An 18,011-nucleotide genomic window follows, 5' to 3' on the forward strand; every position below is an offset into this window, starting at 1 on the left:
CAAATTAGATTTATAAAAAATATTATTTAAACGTTAAGGATCATGTAATGCTCAATTTTGTATTAATTTGTAACCTTGTTTTGTGTTAATGCAGTTTCACAAGAGGTGATTGTAATGCTTAAGTGTTCCATCAAGTTTAGCTCATACGGAGTGACTTGTTTTCCTTCTTCACTTAGAATCCGAATGACAGGCCTTGAAGTAAAATCACCGTTCTGTTTAGAAACTACTCCCATTCGTCCATCACTTAAGGCTACCTCTAAGCCAATTGGATAGATGGCAACAGTTTTAGAGAATGCCTCCACCATTTCTTTATCAAACATAGTAGCAGCACCTGAATAAAGTAATTCGAGTCCTTCATTAGGGAGTTTGGCTTTTCGATAAACACGATTACCTGTAACTGCGTCAAATACATCAGCAATTCCAATAATCTTGGCATATATGTGAATGTCATCCCCTTTAATACCTCTAGGGTAACCAGAACCATCTAAACGTTCATGATGCTGAAAAGCACAATGGGCTGTTAATAATGAAATAGTATGAGCCTTTCTAAGCATATCAAAGCCAATATTAGTATGCTCTTTAATTAATGCAAATTCTTCAAAAGTTAACGTCTCCTCTTTATTTAGCACTTCTATTGGGATTGCTACCTTTCCTATGTCATGTAAAATTGCACCTAAGCCTAACTCCTCTAGTTGTTTCTCTGATAGACCATATTTTTTCCCTAAAGCTAAAGAATAGATCGTTACATTTAAAGAATGCTGGAATACATAAGTATCATAACAAAAGACATCTGAAAGCATTGAAACTGCTTCTTTATTCGAATGAATATCAGAAAGAATGTTATTTACAACATTAGAAAAAGTTGGACTAAGCTTGTCCATATCAATGGTTTTACCAAGCTTCAATGATTGTGATATATTTGTAAAATTTTCTTTAATGGTACGAATAGACTCTTGTTTCGTACTTTCTTTAATTACATCATCAGTAATGATTCCTTCCGTTTCTTTATCATCAATATAAACGAAAGAAACTCCTTTTTCCTTTAGTCTTTCTATCATTCTTTTAGTTAACGAAACTCCTTGGTTTAGCAATATACTGTCGTTCTCATTATATATTGCCTTTCCTAAGCAATCATTTTCCTTTAAGCTATGTACGGATCGTATTCTCATTTATTATTACCACCTTTTTCACATTAAAACTAAACGGATGAGCAGCTCCATTTATCTATTTGAAGGAGCTGCTTAATTTTATCCTTCTAAGACATTTTTAATAGGGCGTCCTTCCCTTTCATTCCTTTGTAGATCCCTAAATTTTCAGCTTCTACGGTAACTGATTCAAGAGGAGCTTCAATTAATTGCTCGATAGATTTTACGCCAAGGGCTCGACCAGCTATAATTTTACGATCTGTTAATTTATCATTTAATAGTTGAACATCCAGTGCACCACACATAATATAACCACGATCATTTGTTACAACTAATAAGTTTGTTTTAGGTAGTTGAACAGAAATAGCTGTAAATGGCTTACCTTCAATAAACATCGGGTTTACTTCTACCATAGACCACACCTCTTTTTTCACAATATTTTTCAATACCTTCATTAAATTAGCCTATGAAAATGTGAAAAAAACGTGTTAGTCCATTCTATTATTACACTTTTATTAAAGCAAGGAATCTTCTTTTTGCAACTTCCATGCAAGTATATCTCGTAACAATTCAGGCATAAAGTACTTTTTTTCTTTTATTGAACTAATTGCTGGATATATCTTTCCTAACGTAAACATATCTAACGTGGCAAGTTGATATTCTTTTTGTCTTTCTAACATTTCTCCTTGAACAAAAACATCACTTTCTTGGATATAGGAAGATTTATTATATATAATTAAGCCATCATAAATCATTTCTCCTAAAATTTTACCGCGAAATCCAAAACCCTTTAAAGGATATTCAATCATCTTACTACTTTTACCTTGCCTTATTATTTCTAATAAATACTCTCCTGAAATACTAACTAATGCAGGATTAATAGGATGAGGACATATTCTATGAATATCTTTGTACGAAACAGTTCCTTTAGAAAGGTGATCTAATAACACCCCTGCATTCACCATGCTTATATCGCCATCACACCATTCCCGTAATCCCTCTGCTAATAGTTTTATTAATGGTGTTTCTTCATACCAATTAACCTTCATTGGTTGATTTAAGTAAACAATATTTTTATTTAATTCTTTTTCTCCTTCATTACACAACTGATTAAGTACTTCTTTTGTTTCTGAATCCTGTATTGTTACATCAACTTTTTTAGACTTCACATCAAATAAAGGCTTGTTTTTTTCGAAAGATATTTTTATATCCCCTACATATTTCCCAGATCTACCTGCTTGATTAATCCAAGTGTTATTAACCTTTTTTCCTTCTTCTAGAAGGTGGTGAGTATGGGCTCCTAATATGATGTCTAGCTCAGGAAATTTCTCTGCCATTCTTTCATCCTCAAAAAAACCGAGGTGTGATAAGCATAGTAAGATATCCACTTTAGGACGAAGTTGTTGAATAATCTTCTCTAAACTTTCATAAGGATCTTCAATTTCCCAGCCTAATGTACTATAAAAGGTGTAGTATGGAATGGTAACCCCTGTAACTCCAATCTTAATGCCTGAAGGAGTAGTAATGATTTCATAAGGCTTACACCAATTAGGATGATGTCCGTCCTCATCGTATAAATTGCTTAAGATTACAGAGAAGGTTGCATCATTGTATAAATTATTCAATGCTTCTTTAGAAAAAGTAATTCCTTCGTTGTTCCCTATTGTTACGGCATTATAATCCATTTTATTAAGTAAAACGATGTTCCCTTTTCCTTGAAGCCCTTCTGTCATTAGATGAGAACGATCTGCGTGGTCCCCTATATCAAATAAAAGAACATCTTCCCCTTTAGTAAGATACTCCTCACGTTTCTTTTTCAACCAAGCAGTTACTGAAGGCCAGTTTTCAAGCTGACTATGTAAATCATTTGTATGTAGTATTCGCAGAATCCCTTTCTCCAATATCTTCACCACCGATCCTTTGTATCTCAATTTAGTCACTATCTATTTATTTAATACATCTATAGTCCTGTTATCCCTTGATATATTAGGCGTATCCCAATAATAATTAAAAAAACTCTTAATAGATACACGACTGCATCACTTGTCATTTTACTATTAATATATGCCCCTAGTTGACCACCTATCCATGCTCCAGGTAACAATGCTAAGGCATAGAGCCAATCTACATTTCCTAATGTTATATGGGAGATGGAACTTACTATTGCCGATAAGAAGATCATTAGCATGGATGTTGCTACTGCTAAATGTGGGGGAAAGCCAAATAAAATAATCATTGCTGGTACCATTAACGAACCTCCACCAATACCAAACAAACCTGAACACATTCCTACAACAAAAGCAATTGAAATAGCCACCACTGGCTGAAACCCATATTCAACGGTTTCACCTAGTTGATTTATGTAGCTGCGAACGATTCCTCTTGGCTTCCGCTTTAGAGGTTTAATATACTTCCTAATTAGGAGGATAAAAGATACAACAATGATAAAACCTCCAAAGAAAATAAGAAAATAATTAGTCTCTATATCCTTATTAAGCCATACACCAAAAAGTGCACCTGGACCACTTCCTGCAAAAAATATACATGCACTTTGATAATCTACTTTCTTTTGCTTCATATACGCTAATGTAGATGAGAGTCCAGTAAAAATCATAATTAATAATGAAGTACCTACTGCTACTTGTGGCGTAATATGTTGGAAGGCAACCATATAGCTACTTAAAACCATTAAAGCCGGTACGACAATAATTCCTCCACCTAACCCCATAATACTTCCTAAAATAGAAGCGATTAATCCTATAAACAATAATATTATCCATTCCATATTAATTTAGCCTCTTTTCAAGCACTTCATAATAATAAAAATACGGTTAGGAAGAATTAAAAAATCTAACTAATTTCGTTTTAAAGTTAATTCTAATTATACACGATTCGTCAAACTTCTTACTCCTAAATTTCAATTCCCCTTATAAATAGTTCACTTTCAGTATGTGAAAAATCTAATCAAATAATCCTAATTGTCTTGGTGCTAAATCCGTATACGTTAAGCCTAAAATTTTTATAAAGTCTTTCGCATTTTTGGCAGCATGACCACCTGAATTATTGTTAAACAATACGTAGCATTGTTTCGTTTCCTTCGATAAAGTTCTAATCGTACTCGCTAATTCCTTTAATTCTTTGTCATTGTAATCATACAAATAACGAACATCCCGCCAATCCTGACCTTTTACAGGTTTTGTCCATCCATGAACATTTCTCCCATGAAATCGAAATAGGCTTTTATTTACTGTTGTTATTGTTGGAACAAATGGAATAGAACGTTTACCTGCTTGAGGTTCGTCACAAATACTATGTATCCATTTATCTTTTTTCATATACTCCAGTGTTTGATGCCTATAATCTTCTAAGAACCATGATTGATGTCGAAATTCGAGAGCTACATCCAAATCTGCAAAAGCTTCTCGACAATATCTTAAATAATCAACATGCTCTCTTCTACAGTCAAACCAAGGCGGGAATTGACAAAGGATTGCAGCCAGCTTATTCCCCTCTATTATTGGTTTAAGGGATAGCTTAAATGCTTCAAACATTTCCTTTTTAGATTGAAATGGAATGTCTCCCCGCTGATGACCAGTTATCCCTTGATAAGCCTTTACGATAAATCGAAAGCTTTCTGGAGTATCATTCACCCATTTAGTCATATTACGTTCACTTTGAATAGCATAAAACGAAGTATCTACTTCTACGATGGGAAAATGACCAGCATACGTTTTAAGTTTTTCTTTTGAAGCAGAAAGGATTCCTTCGTATAAATCAATATGATCTCCCCATCCAGTTAACCCAACCCAAATCATGTACAACACCCCTCCTAACACTCATAGACTCAAATAGTGACATAATAACGTAACAAACATGGTTAGTGAACACAATAGACACAAAACAGGTTTGTGAAGGAATGGTGAATGGCTTGTGCTCTATTTATATATTATATATTTCTAAGGGATATACATAAAAGCGAATCCCCAATAACGGGGATTCGCTTGTAAGTTACTATTTATATGAGATTACCCAATCGAACCTTCCATCTCGAACTTAATGAGACGATTCATTTCAACTGCATATTCCATTGGAAGCTCTTTTGTAAATGGTTCAATGAATCCCATAACGATCATTTCTGTTGCTTCTTGCTCAGAAACACCGCGGCTCATGAGATAGAACAATTGCTCTTCCGATACTTTGGAAACTGTTGCTTCGTGTTCAAGCGTAATATCATTGTTTAATATTTCGTTATAAGGAATTGTATCTGATGTTGATTGGTTATCCATAATTAACGTATCACATTCGATATTCGCTTTTGATCCTTGTGACTTACGACCAAAGTGACAAATACCACGATACGTTACTTTACCACCATGTTTTGAAATAGATTTAGAAACAATGGTAGATGAGCAATCAGGTGCTAAGTGGTGCATTTTCGCACCTGCATCTTGGTGCTGTCCCTTACCAGCAATAGCAATAGAAAGTACATTACCACGTGCTCCACGGCCTTTCATAACAACCGCTGGATATTTCATCGTAAGCTTCGAACCAATGTTACCATCAACCCATTCCATTACAGCATTTTCTTCAGCAACGGCACGTTTCGTAACGAGGTTAAATACGTTCGGCGCCCAGTTTTGGATTGTAGTATAACGGCAATAAGCATCTTTTTTAACAATAATCTCAACAACGGCACTGTGTAGTGAATTTGTTGTATAAACTGGGGCTGTACAACCCTCAACATAGTGCACGGAGCTATCCTCATCTGCAATGATTAACGTTCGTTCGAATTGACCCATATTTTCTGAATTAATACGGAAGTACGCTTGTAGTGGTGTATCAGTTTTTATTCCTTTAGGAATGTAAATGAACGATCCACCAGACCATACTGCAGAGTTAAGTGCAGCAAATTTATTGTCAGACGGAGGAATAACCGTACCGAAATGCTTCTTGAAAATATCTTCATTTTCTTTTAATGCTGTATCAGTATCTTTAAAGACAATCCCTTGCTCTGTCAATTCTTCCTTCATGTTGTGGTAAACAACCTCAGACTCGTACTGAGCTGATACACCAGCTAAATATTTTTGCTCTGCCTCAGGAATACCTAACTTATCGAACGTATTTTTAATTTCCTCAGGAACTTCATCCCAAGAACGTTCCGATTTCTCTGATGGTTTTACATAATACGTAATATCATCAAAGTTCAATTCTGCTAAGTTTCCACCCCATTGTGGCATCGGCATTTTATAAAATTGTTCTAATGACTTTAAACGAAAATCTAACATCCATTGTGGTTCGCTTTTCATACGAGAAATTTCCTCAACGATCTCTTTTGTTAATCCTTTTTTAGAACGGAAAATGGAGACGTCTTTATCGGAAAACCCGTATTTATACTCACCTATATCAGGCATTTTTTTTGCCATGAAAAACCCTCCCTTTAGTTCTTTCACAAATCATAGCATTCACAATGCTTCCTACGAACGATTTATCCTTCCTCAATAACAGGGAAGTCCTTCAATGACTAGAAGACTATAAGTTCATTTTACACCATATCCGTAGTAGAAACAAAGTTATTCCATTATTTTATATCGATTATTCTTCTTTTTCATCTAATCCTTTTTCTAATGCTTTCCATGCTAAAGTAGCACATTTAATTCTAGCTGGGAATTTTGCTACACCTTGAAGTGCTTCAATATCACCTAAATCAAATTCCTCTTCATCGTAATCCTTCCCTAACATAATCGATGAAAAGATTTCAGAAAGCTTCAGTGCATCATCAACAGACAACCCTTTAACAGCTTGCGTCATCATTGAAGCAGAAGACATACTAATTGAACATCCTTCACCAACAAACTTGGCATCAACGATTTTGCCATCTTCCACTTGCATTTGTAACTGAATACGATCACCACAAGTTGGGTTATTCATATTCACTGTTAATGAATCCCCTTCAAGTTCCCCTTTATTTCGTGGGTTTTTATAATGATCCATAATGACTTGACGATATAATGTGTCGAGTTGATTACCCAAAGACATCTCCGAAATACTCCTTTGTTTTTATTAATGCTTTTACAAAAGCATCTACATCTTCCTCTGTATTATATAAATAGAAGCTTGCTCTCGCCGTCGCTGTTACATCTAACCATTTCATCAACGGTTGTGCACAGTGATGTCCAGCTCGAACAGCTATTCCTTCTGCATCTAATACGGTTGCTACATCGTGTGGATGAACATCATCACAATTGAAGGTAACTAAACCAGCACGTTCTTTTGGTCCGTATATTTCTATACCATCCACTTCACTTAAACGTTCCATAGCGTATTGTGCTAGTTTATGCTCATGAGCCTCAATACTTTCCAATCCAATTTCATTTAAGAAATCAATTGCTGCACCTAACCCAATAGCACCAGCGATAATAGGAGTCCCACCTTCAAATTTCCATGGTAGCTCTTTCCAAGTTGATTCTTGTAAACCAACAAAATCAATCATTTCTCCACCAAATTCAATTGGATCCATTTTATCTAAAAGCTTCTTCTTTCCATAAAGTACCCCAATTCCAGTTGGTCCACACATCTTATGTCCTGAAAAAGCAAAGAAATCACAATCTAAATCTCTCACGTCCACCTTCATATGCGGTGTACTTTGTGCACCATCTACTACCATAACAGCACCATGCTTATGTGCAATTGCAGTAATTTCTTTAATTGGATTTACGGTCCCTAAGACGTTTGACACTTGCATTACGGATACGATTTTTGTTTTATCCGTGATGGTATTTTCTACATCTTGTAAGTTAATTGTCCCGTCACCTTGTAACGGCAAATATTTCAATGTAGCACCAGTTGCCTTACTAACTTGTTGCCAAGGAATAATATTACTATGATGTTCCATTGGAGTAATAACGATCTCATCTCCTGGACCAAGATTTGCCCGACCGTAGCTCGCAGCAACTAAATTAATTGCTGTTGTTGTCCCTCTTGTAAAAATAATTTCCTCTGTGCTAGCTGCATTGATAAAGGAACGTACTTTATCACGTGCCCCTTCATATCCGTCAGTAGCCAACGTCCCAAGGGTATGAACCCCTCGGTGAACGTTGGAATTATATCGACGATAGTAATCATCAATCGCATCGATAACCTGCTTTGGTTTTTGTGAAGTTGCCGCGCTATCTAAATATACGAGAGGATGACCATTTACCTCTTGATCTAATATGGGGAACATTTGGCGGACTTCTTTAACATTCATTAGTATACTTTCCTTTCTATTACCTCAATTAATTGCTCTTTTACAGATTCTATTGGCAATTCATTAACAACTGGTGCTAGGAATCCGTGAATTATTAGGCGTTCCGCTTCGCGACGAGAAATCCCTCTACTCATTAAATAGAACATTTGAACTGGATCAATTTTACCTACAGAAGCAGCGTGACCTGCTGTAACATCGTCCTCATCAATTAAAAGAACCGGATTAGCATCTCCTCTTGCCTTTTCACTTAACATAAGGACACGTTCCGTTTGTTCACCGTTTGCTTTAGTAGCTCCGTGCTCTATTTTCGATACACCGTTAAAAATAGAAGTAGCCGCTTCTTTCATAACACCATGTTTTAAGATCTGACCATCAGAATGCTTTCCAAAGTGAATAACATTCGTGGTAAAGTTTTGAATCTGATTCCCACGTCCGATAGAAACAGTTTTCGTATCTGCATAAGAACCTTCACCAACAAGGTACGTTGTATTTTCTGAAATAGTGTTTCCATCATTCATTTGACCTAGTGCCCAATATAATTTTGCATCTTTCCCATTCACTTGACCACGACGATTTACATAAGTAATTGTCTCTGAAGAAAAATTGTCAACAGCCCCGAAGTTAACAGAAGCATTATTCGCAACGTATACTTCAGCAACTATATTAGCTACTGTTTTTACTGCTTCACCTTCAGTAATATAATTTTCAATGTATGTTACAGAGCTATTTTCCTCTGCTACGATTAAAACGTGATTAAATAACCCAAACTTACCCTCGTGTGAATATACAGCCTGCAAAGGAATCTCTACTTCAACATTTTTAGGTACATATAAGAATGTTCCACCGTTTACTAATGCTGCATGTAAAGCTGTAAGACGATTTTCATTGTAAGAAATAGCTTCTTTCATAAAGTATTTCTCAACTAAGTCACTATGATCTTTAACAGCTGTTTGAATATCTGTAAAAATAACACCTTGCTGTTCAAGACTAGGGTCTATCTTCTCATAGGTTGTTACACCATTCTTTTGAGAAATTAAAGCCTTTATTTTATCTTCTCCACCAGTAAGGCCTTTCACTACATCTGATAAACCAGTTGTAGCATTTACTGTTGAATTAAACTCAAAAGCTGTAAAGTCCCAATTCGTTATCTTTGTTTTATCTGGCTTCGGTAACTCTAATGCATCCACTTTCTCTAAAGACGAAATACGTAAATCTTTGAGCCATTGTGGCTCTTGACGGTCTTTAGAGAAATTCGTTACATCGTTCTGATTCACTGGAAATGTTGTTTCCGTTGTCATCTTCATTCCTCCTCTTAAAACCGTCAGTTATTCTTGACCTACTGTTTCGTCTTCAATGCCTAATTCTTCTTTAATCCAGTCATATCCTTCTGCTTCTAAACGTTCTGCTAGTTCAGGACCACCTGACTTAACAATTTTCCCTTGCATCATCACGTGGACAAAGTCAGGCTTAATATAGTTAAGTAATCGTTGATAGTGAGTGATAATTAAGCAACCAAAATCCTCTTTACGTTCCTCACGCATTTGATTAATCCCTTTAGATACAACCTTTAATGCATCGATATCTAAACCAGAATCAATTTCATCGAGAATTGCAATCTTCGGATCTAACATCATTAATTGAAGAATTTCATTTCTTTTCTTTTCACCACCAGAAAAGCCTTCGTTTAAATAACGATGTTGGAAAGATTCGTCCATTTCTAACGTATTCATTTTTTCATCCATTTTACGGATAAATTTCATTAGAGAGATTTCATCTCCCTCTTCTCGCTTTGCATTGATTGCAGAACGAACGAAGTCAGCATTTGTAACACCGCTAATTTCACTAGGATATTGCATCGCCAAGAATAATCCAGCTCTTGCTCTTTCATCTACTTCCATTTCAAAAAGATCTTCACCATTAAATGTTGCATTTCCTTTAGTAACTTCGTATTTTGGATGTCCCATTAGTGCAGAAGCTAATGTTGATTTACCAGTACCGTTTGGCCCCATAATTGCGTGGATCTCTCCACCTTTCACTTCAATTCCGAATCCTTTTAAGATTTCCTTGTCTTCAATAGAAACATGAAGATCTTCTACTTTTAAACTAGGTGTAGACATTGTACATACCTCCATTTATTATTTTCCATGTTTTAAATAAGTGCTATGTTTGCTTCAAGCCTATAAGTAAAGATTGCTTTACATAAAAAAACTCATATTAAAGTTCTTTGTTGTCATGAAACAAACATGTTAAGATTGAACATAGTGTAAAGAATTTCATTCTCAATCTATTCTCATTCTAATCTTATAACAAATGAAAATTCAGTTCAAGGGATAAGAACTGGTTTTTTCATTTAAATCAAACGTACTTTTTACAAAATTACGAGAAAAAATGATCTGAATATGTATAATTCTATCCAATTCTTCACTTTTCCTTCACAAATACATTAGTACAAACCCTTGACATATAGGACTATAACATATTTCAAGTACTTAATAAATGATTTCGAAAGAATAACTGATTCTCAATTCGGTTGTTTTTTTTATTGTAATTGAGAATGAATCTCGTTTAATTATTTTTATATTTTACTAATACACCTTCGATAATACCTGTATTTGGCTTCCAATCCATTTAAGAATATGAAAATTACTGAATAGAGCAAAAAACCGTCTCAAGCTGTCGTTATGCTTAAGACGGTTTTTCATTTCTTTTTTCATATGTTTACCTTTTAAATGTTAATTAGTCTTTTGACGCTTTTTTATGCATGAACAATACGGTTATGCTCATTAACAATGGAGATTGAACGTTGATGATCCTTCTCTCTTTGTTGTTCTACTTTCATACGTTTTTCTAAGCAGCGATTATATTCTGCATAGCCGATTCCGTATGATTGAAACATTGCTTTTTCCATCTCCGTTGTGTGATTATTCTGAATCTGGTGAATAATAAATCACTTTCCTTTCCCATTGAATCATTCTCCATTCAGATGTTATTAAAGCTTACATGCTGGAGAATTGATTGTATTTTTAATACATGATCTATCATACCACCAGTGGAGATTTTCCCCAATCTCTATATGATGTCATATTATTTAACATATAACATATCGTAAACCTCACAATGTTTCAGCAATGGAATTTCTAAAATTACCCCTTATAGCTTTCAAATACTCCCTAATTTAAAAGTCACTGTATAAAGAGAAGAAAATAATTAGCACCCACTGACGCTATATTAACTTAATGAATTTGACCTTCAAACTCTTCTAAGCATTCTTCTACAAGCGTGACCCCTTGACTCAAGGCTGCTCCTCCACCAAAAGCACCAGTTACACCAACGGCTTCAAGTATTTCTTCCTTTGAACAGCCTTGATCAATGCATCCTTTCATATGATAAATAATGCAATACTCATCTTGTGCGTATAAACTGATCCCTAAGGCAATTAGCTGTTTTTCTTTTTGAGACAGCTTTCCTTCCTTAAAGCACTCCTCTGCAAATTCATTATACTTACCTGCTAGCTCTGGCATTTGCTTTGTAAACTGACCTACACCTTCCTTGTAATGATGCAAAGCTTCTTTAATCGATGAAGTTTGGTTTTCGTGTTGTTCCATTAGTTTTTTACCTCCAGCTCATAGTTTATTGAATCAATAGTATTATGAGTAATTTTAATAAAAAAAATGTTGAATGCTTTTTTCAGTTTGCATCGATGTAGTGGAAAGGATGGAAAGGTTAGGTAAATGGATTAAAATTACACCTTCTAACTTAAGTCGTCGTCCTGTACTCCTAAATCAACTTTTATTTTCTGGGTAGACTCCCCATGCAAGTGAACATTTGCACCATGGGGGATGAAAATTAATACGTTTCATGCGGAAGTCGAAAGTAGAATAATAGCTTTTTCTACAAGGTTCATTTTCCCCTAGTTCAAGCTCCCTCATTCTCTATCATAATCTCGAATTGAACCGGTGGATTCTCGGTTCACGCTGATTCGAATGGAGTCAGTCGCCCTTCACTCCTGAACTAATACTTATTTACAGGAGAACTTCAAATAAAAAACTGCCTATCAAGTCATTTTCAATGATTTGATAGGCAGTACATTTGAACAGATAAGTTGTCAACAAACTAGGTTTACCTAATAAAATTATTCTGCAGGTACTACAGCTCCACTATATTGTTCTAAAATGAAGTTTCTCACTTCTTCAGATTGTAGTACTTCTAAAAGCTTTACAATGCGTACATCATCTTCGTCACCACTATTAACAACAAGGACGTTTACGTATGGGTTATCCTGGTCAGCAGACTCTAATGCAATCGCATCTTCCATCGGATTTAAATCAGCATCTAATGCAAAGTTAGAATTAATTAAAACAGCATCTCCCTCACCATTTAAATATGCTCTTGGTAATAAAGCCGCTTCTACGTTTGCACGGAATTGGAAGTTTCGTGGATTGTCAACAATATCATCCTCAGTTGCACCAATGCCAGCACCTTCAGCCAACGTAATTAATCCATAATCTTCAAGCATCATTAAAATACGACCGTGATCGGATGTAGAATCACTCATGATAATTTCAGCACCATCCGGCAATTCGTCTAAGCTACTATACTCTTGTGAATATACACCGATTGGTTCAATATGAACGCCACCTACATTTACGAAATCATAGCCATGTTCAGCAATTTGACTTTCAAGATAAGGTACGTGCTGGAAATAGTTAGCATCTAATTCCCCTGCATCAAGTCCTCTGTTTGGAAGGATATAGTCACTAAAAGGTTTGATATCTATCGTAACGCCTGCTTCTTCAAGTAATGGTTGAACAAATTCTAAAATCTCTGCGTGAGGAATGTTAGAAGCACCGATAACTAATGTTTCTAACTCTTCTACCTCATTTTCATTTCCATTATTATTGTTGTTATTGGAAGCTCCACTTTCTGCTGCATCACTATTCCCAGTACCACAAGCAGCTAATAAACCTAATGACAATCCCGCAACACTAAGTAATTGAATCAATTTTTTCATTTTCCTTTTCCCCTTTTCTATCTTTTATCTAATATATTGGTTAAACGATCGCCTATTATTTGCATAATAAATACGATCAGTAACACAACCACAGTTGCTACAAAAGTGACTTCATTGTTAGACCTCTGAAAACCATGCCTAAAAGCTAAATCACCTAAGCCTCCTGCCCCGATAACTCCTGCCATTGCCGTAAAACCAACAAGAGCTATTGCTGTAACTGTAATGGCCGATATAAGAGCAGGCATGGATTCAGGTAATAATACTTTAAAAATAATTTGCATATTGGATGCACCCATAGATTTGGAAGCTTCAATCACTCCCTTATCAATTTCTCTTAATGCTATTTGAACCATTCGAGCATAGAACGGAGCAGCACCTATGACTAATGATGGTAATGCTGCTGATGGCCCGAACATGGAACCTACAATAAATGTTGTAAAAGGAATTAACAGAACAATTAATATAATGAAAGGAATAGAACGAAATACGTTTACAAAGGCTGCTGTTACTCCTTGAATGATTTTATTTTCCCAAAGATTTCCACGATCAGTGAGAAAAAGTATAAGACCGAGCATGATACCGAATATAAATGTTAGTAATAAGGAGACGCTTGTCATATATAATGTTTCTTTTGTTGCGTTCCAAATATTATCCCAGTTTACATTAGGAAAGAACCAGGTCGTGGTTAAGACGATTTGACTCACTGTGGATCACCTCTACTTCAACTTTTTGCTTATGAATAAATTCTATTGCTCGTTCTATTTCACTTAATTCACCATCCACAGAAATAAAAAGGGAACCGTACGAACCATTTTGCGTTTGACTAATTTTCCCTTGCATTATATTAACTGTGATATTAAATGAACGAATAAGGTTTGTAATTAATGGCTTTTCCGCCTCTCCCCCAACAAACGTTAACTGTAGTACATGACTAATTCCATCTTGTTCAAAAAGATGCTTAATAGCTTCTTTCGTTTCCTCTGGCTCAGTCACTTGCTTCACAAATTCCTTTGTCATTTCTTGTTGAGGACGTCTAAATACATCTAAAACATTTCCTTGTTCAACAATGGTCCCGTTCTCCATAACTGCAACCCGATGACAAATTTTTCGAATAACATGCATTTCATGTGTAATTAATACGATAGTTAATCCTAATTTCTCATTAATGTCTACAAGAAGATCTAAAATTGAATCTGTCGTTTTAGGATCCAATGCAGAGGTTGCTTCATCACATAAAAGAACTTTAGGATTGTTAGCAAGTGCTCTAGCTATTCCAACTCGTTGCTTTTGTCCTCCACTTAATTGAGATGGATACGACTCTCCACGTCCATCTAACCCAACTAGTCGAATTAGTTCATCCACTTTTTTCATCCGTTCTTCTTTTGGAACACCTTTAATCTCTAATGGGAACGCAATATTCTCTCTTACGGTTCTAGACCACAACAAATTAAAGTGTTGAAAAATCATTCCTATTTCCTGTCTTGCTTCACGAAGCTCTTTTTTCTTTAGCTTGTTCATATTTTTTCCAGCTACTACTACATCCCCAGAGCTAGGTGTTTCTAGCATATTTAAAAGGCGAATAAGCGTACTTTTACCAGCCCCACTATAACCTATTACTCCAAAAATTTCTCCCTTATCTATCTTCAAATCAATATGATCAACAGCTGTAACTTGTCCATCTCTTGTTTGAAAGGTCTTAACTAATTTTGATAACGAAATCATTGTTTTTCTCCCCCTATAAAACAGGTTAATACGATTCTAAGGAAATATGAATACTCCTCATTTTTCCAAGACTACTAAAATCTATTAATCTAATAGGAATACTAAGTATAATAACTAGTATATGTTATTATCCTATATTCCCTTCCTCTTATTTATTATTATAAAATAACAAAAACCTCTCTGCTGATACAAAGATTGGCAGAAAGGTTCAATATAAATAAACCTGTCCCCTCATCTTTCAAAGCAATTGCTTTGTTGGAATTGGCACCATTCCTAATGTTACTTAGTGGTTGCCGGGCTTCATCGGGCCATTCCCTCCGCCTCTCTGGATAAGAAGTACTATTATTTTATTAAAATTTTTAAATTACTAATTGGCATCATATCACGCTTAATTTAAAGTTGTCAATTATTTTTTCGGGGTATTTGTATCCTTCGTTAAATAAAACAGTGATTCTAATAATAGTAATTCTCTTAAACCCCCATTAACTTCAAGTTCTCCTCTATTTTTCATAGATAGTAAAAAGTCTTCCCCTTTTAATAAAAGTCGGATCGCTTCTAAATCTCCTTCAATGATCACATCCCCTACATGATCAAAGACAGATTCAATTTCGATTGTTTGATTACCAAACCGAACCAACCATTTTTCATTTTCACAAAAAAAACATACCACTAACTCTGTTTTTTCTAGAATTTCATTAATATGAGTAGAATTTTTGATTCGTTCAACTGAAGCTGAGAGTAATTGATACATCATAACCCCGCCTTTTAAAAATTCCTTTAATGGTATATTTATTCTACTCTCAACTAACTTTATCCTTCAATTAGATTACTTCACTTGATGGTTTTTTTATTTCAGTGGATAAGGGTTTCCTAAACACAATAAAGAAATACACTGTTCCAACAACGTAAAGGACACCTGTTATGGAGAAAACTATGGCATAACCAGAATAAGCACCATACATTAACACAATCGTTGTTGAAACTGGCCCCATAACAGCCCATCCTAGTTGAAAAACGGCCTGACCTACTGAGTTTGCTAAGCCCTTAATGGAATCGTCAACACTTCTCATCATTAAAGACATTTGAATTGGATTTCCTGCATTCATTAATGCTTGACGGAAGAGAAAACCAAAGATCGCCCAAAATAAATTTTGTGTATAAGCTGTTAGTAATAAGAATGGAATAGACATGAGTTGCAACATAACAACAGCTCTAACTTCCCCAACTTTACTTACTACAGCAGGGCCAATTAATAAGGCTATAGCAGTCATCGCCTGACCTGCAGAAATGATAATACCAACTATAGAATGAGAAACTTCAAAACGATCCACAAAATATAAGTTTAAGTATGGAATGACAAGACCAGAACCAAAACCAATCAATAATTGTGCTACAGCAAATAATAAAATTATCTTAATCCCTTGTCGATGTGTTTTAAATAGCTTTTTAAAAGAACGATCCTGTATTGTTTTATTTGTTATTTTTCGATCTTCACGTATTTTCATAATAGGAATTAAAGCAGAGAAAAAGAAGCCAGCTCCAATAAGAAGTGTTAACCGAATACTCCATAAAGGATCTAAGCCAATAATGTAATGGAAGAAATCACTGGATGTCCCTCCAAGTGTATTCCCTATAACATTGGCAATCATAATTATTGCAAAGTTAAAGCTAAACAAATGAACTCGCTGTTTTTCAGTTGAGTTTTCTGCCAATAGTGGAATTGAAGACACTTGAATAAACGCCATAAATAATCCTGTCATAAACGCAGTACCAAGCAATAATACTTCAGCTGAAAGTACAGCTCTTAATAATAAACTACAAGCTGCAAATATAGCTCCTACATAAATAACTTTTTTTCTACCGATTCGATCACTTAATATACCTGCTGGTAGTAGTAAGAGAGCTGTTCCAATGGACTGCATGGCAATGACAGATCCATTCATTTGGTCATCATAACCAAGTTCCCGGATGTAGTAGTTGTATATAATCATAAAAATACCCATTCCGATATGAGCTAATATAGAACTTACTAAGAATAAACGAACATTTTTGTTGTAACCTTTAAACTGTGTGGACCAATCCCCCACAATACTTCCCATGATGCTACCTACCCTTCTAAATCTCAAAACTAAAAGTAAATCGCTAAAATAGATTCTATTTTAAATTTCATCATTTTTCACATAAAGTAATTCGAGTCTCTAAATATCATCTTTAATCATAGTTCACAAATCTTATTTTGAAAAGGATAATTTTTAAAAATAGGTCACACATTGAAAGCTAAAAGGAAAAAGCTACGTATGAAGATAATCATACGTAGCTTTAATTTAAGGATAACTATATTTTGTTTCTGTAAACATTTAGTTGTTAGCACCAGCCCATGTCGCATCCTTCAACATACGATTTAGGATGCTCTCGTTTCTTTCCTTCTTCAGTTTTTTCATTCTTACCTAAATCAAATTCTTCAGACATTTCATATAAGTGTTGCTGGTCCTTTTGTTTATTTAAGGGATTTATTTTATCGTCATGATCGTCCTGTCCAAAGGTTAACGAAGGTGATACGTCTATTTTAGCTTTTTGTTCATATTTTTCAGCATCATTCTCTGGGTATTCAGTATTATTACCTAAATGGCTTTGGTCATTTTGCATGATGTTATGAACCCCCTTTCATTTGTTAGTATTTGTCCTTTTCTGCAGATTATGACCATACAAAAATGTCACAACTGAATTTTTTTATTATCAGGGTAGACTTCACATGCAAGTGAAAGTTTTGCACCATGAGGGATGAAAAATACTCATCGAGGAGATTCATCCGTTTCTTGCGGACGCTTTCACCACAGGCATAAGTGCGACTTCTGTTCATGCTTCACAGTGTCTTCTTTATGCGGGC

At 35.1% G+C, this 18,011-nt stretch carries 18 protein-coding genes and 1 riboswitch; all 18 genes read right to left on the bottom strand.

All coding sequences use genetic code 11. The features are described from left to right. Positions 1 to 62 precede the first annotated feature (62 nt). Positions 63 to 1,169 carry an HD-GYP domain-containing protein gene (locus QA612_RS15765; protein ID WP_278284767.1) on the bottom strand — a complete coding sequence of 369 codons (1,107 nt, stop codon included), beginning with the start codon at positions 1,167 to 1,169 and terminating at the stop codon, positions 63 to 65. Between the two features lie 86 nt (positions 1,170 to 1,255). Beyond that, the gene (locus tag QA612_RS15770; RefSeq protein ID WP_278284768.1) at positions 1,256 to 1,558 is read right to left on the bottom strand and encodes a YunC family protein; all 303 of its coding nucleotides are present in this window, start codon (positions 1,556 to 1,558) and stop codon (positions 1,256 to 1,258) included. Positions 1,559 to 1,660: 102 nt separating this feature from the next. After that, positions 1,661 to 3,046 carry a bifunctional metallophosphatase/5'-nucleotidase gene (locus tag QA612_RS15775; RefSeq protein WP_278284769.1) on the bottom strand — a complete coding sequence of 462 codons (1,386 nt, stop codon included), beginning with the start codon at positions 3,044 to 3,046 and terminating at the stop codon, positions 1,661 to 1,663. A gap of 59 nt (positions 3,047 to 3,105) precedes the next feature. Next, a complete protein-coding gene (locus tag QA612_RS15780; protein WP_278284770.1) occupies positions 3,106 to 3,930 on the bottom strand; it encodes a sulfite exporter TauE/SafE family protein in 825 nt (274 codons plus the stop codon). A 175-nt stretch (positions 3,931 to 4,105) separates the two neighbouring features. Then, on the bottom strand, positions 4,106 to 4,960 hold the full coding sequence (locus QA612_RS15785; RefSeq protein ID WP_278284771.1) for a DUF72 domain-containing protein: 855 nt from the start codon (positions 4,958 to 4,960) through the stop codon (positions 4,106 to 4,108). Positions 4,961 to 5,170: 210 nt separating this feature from the next. Then, a complete protein-coding gene (gene sufB / locus QA612_RS15790; RefSeq protein ID WP_278284773.1) occupies positions 5,171 to 6,568 on the bottom strand; it encodes a Fe-S cluster assembly protein SufB in 1,398 nt (465 codons plus the stop codon). A gap of 169 nt (positions 6,569 to 6,737) precedes the next feature. After that, entirely contained in the window at positions 6,738 to 7,181 is a 444-nt protein-coding gene (sufU, locus tag QA612_RS15795) for a Fe-S cluster assembly sulfur transfer protein SufU (RefSeq protein WP_278284775.1), read from the bottom strand. Then, entirely contained in the window at positions 7,168 to 8,391 is a 1,224-nt protein-coding gene (locus QA612_RS15800) for a cysteine desulfurase (RefSeq protein WP_278284776.1), read from the bottom strand. Before QA612_RS15800 ends, sufU begins: the two co-directional genes overlap by 14 nt. Further along, positions 8,391 to 9,689: a Fe-S cluster assembly protein SufD gene (gene sufD, locus QA612_RS15805; protein WP_278284777.1), complete on the bottom strand. Its 1,299-nt coding sequence runs from the start codon at positions 9,687 to 9,689 to the stop codon at positions 8,391 to 8,393. Before sufD ends, QA612_RS15800 begins: the two co-directional genes overlap by 1 nt. A gap of 27 nt (positions 9,690 to 9,716) precedes the next feature. Further along, positions 9,717 to 10,508 (bottom strand): Fe-S cluster assembly ATPase SufC, encoded by a 792-nt coding sequence (gene sufC / locus QA612_RS15810; protein ID WP_278284778.1) that lies wholly within the window; start codon positions 10,506 to 10,508, stop codon positions 9,717 to 9,719. A gap of 638 nt (positions 10,509 to 11,146) precedes the next feature. Beyond that, positions 11,147 to 11,287: a YuzK family famiily protein gene (locus QA612_RS15815; protein ID WP_278284844.1), complete on the bottom strand. Its 141-nt coding sequence runs from the start codon at positions 11,285 to 11,287 to the stop codon at positions 11,147 to 11,149. 337 nt (positions 11,288 to 11,624) lie between these two features. After that, positions 11,625 to 11,996 (bottom strand): carboxymuconolactone decarboxylase family protein, encoded by a 372-nt coding sequence (locus QA612_RS15820; RefSeq protein WP_278284779.1) that lies wholly within the window; start codon positions 11,994 to 11,996, stop codon positions 11,625 to 11,627. Positions 11,997 to 12,523: 527 nt separating this feature from the next. Then, the gene (locus QA612_RS15825; RefSeq protein ID WP_278284780.1) at positions 12,524 to 13,402 is read right to left on the bottom strand and encodes a MetQ/NlpA family ABC transporter substrate-binding protein; all 879 of its coding nucleotides are present in this window, start codon (positions 13,400 to 13,402) and stop codon (positions 12,524 to 12,526) included. 17 nt (positions 13,403 to 13,419) lie between these two features. After that, positions 13,420 to 14,106 carry a methionine ABC transporter permease gene (locus tag QA612_RS15830; RefSeq protein WP_278284781.1) on the bottom strand — a complete coding sequence of 229 codons (687 nt, stop codon included), beginning with the start codon at positions 14,104 to 14,106 and terminating at the stop codon, positions 13,420 to 13,422. Continuing rightward, a complete protein-coding gene (locus QA612_RS15835; RefSeq protein WP_278284782.1) occupies positions 14,066 to 15,124 on the bottom strand; it encodes a methionine ABC transporter ATP-binding protein in 1,059 nt (352 codons plus the stop codon). Before QA612_RS15835 ends, QA612_RS15830 begins: the two co-directional genes overlap by 41 nt. 228 nt (positions 15,125 to 15,352) lie before the next feature. Then, positions 15,353 to 15,460: riboswitch (SAM riboswitch) on the bottom strand. A gap of 70 nt (positions 15,461 to 15,530) precedes the next feature. Further along, a complete protein-coding gene (locus QA612_RS15840; RefSeq protein WP_278284783.1) occupies positions 15,531 to 15,875 on the bottom strand; it encodes a hypothetical protein in 345 nt (114 codons plus the stop codon). A 70-nt stretch (positions 15,876 to 15,945) separates the two neighbouring features. After that, positions 15,946 to 17,223 carry an MFS transporter gene (locus tag QA612_RS15845; protein ID WP_278284784.1) on the bottom strand — a complete coding sequence of 426 codons (1,278 nt, stop codon included), beginning with the start codon at positions 17,221 to 17,223 and terminating at the stop codon, positions 15,946 to 15,948. A 265-nt stretch (positions 17,224 to 17,488) separates the two neighbouring features. Then, entirely contained in the window at positions 17,489 to 17,770 is a 282-nt protein-coding gene (locus tag QA612_RS15850) for a DUF2553 family protein (RefSeq protein ID WP_278284785.1), read from the bottom strand. Between the last annotated feature and the right edge of the window lie 241 nt (positions 17,771 to 18,011).

The sequence above is a fragment of the Evansella sp. AB-P1 genome (assembly GCF_029688925.1).
GTDB lineage: Bacteria > Bacillota > Bacilli > Bacillales > Salisediminibacteriaceae > Evansella.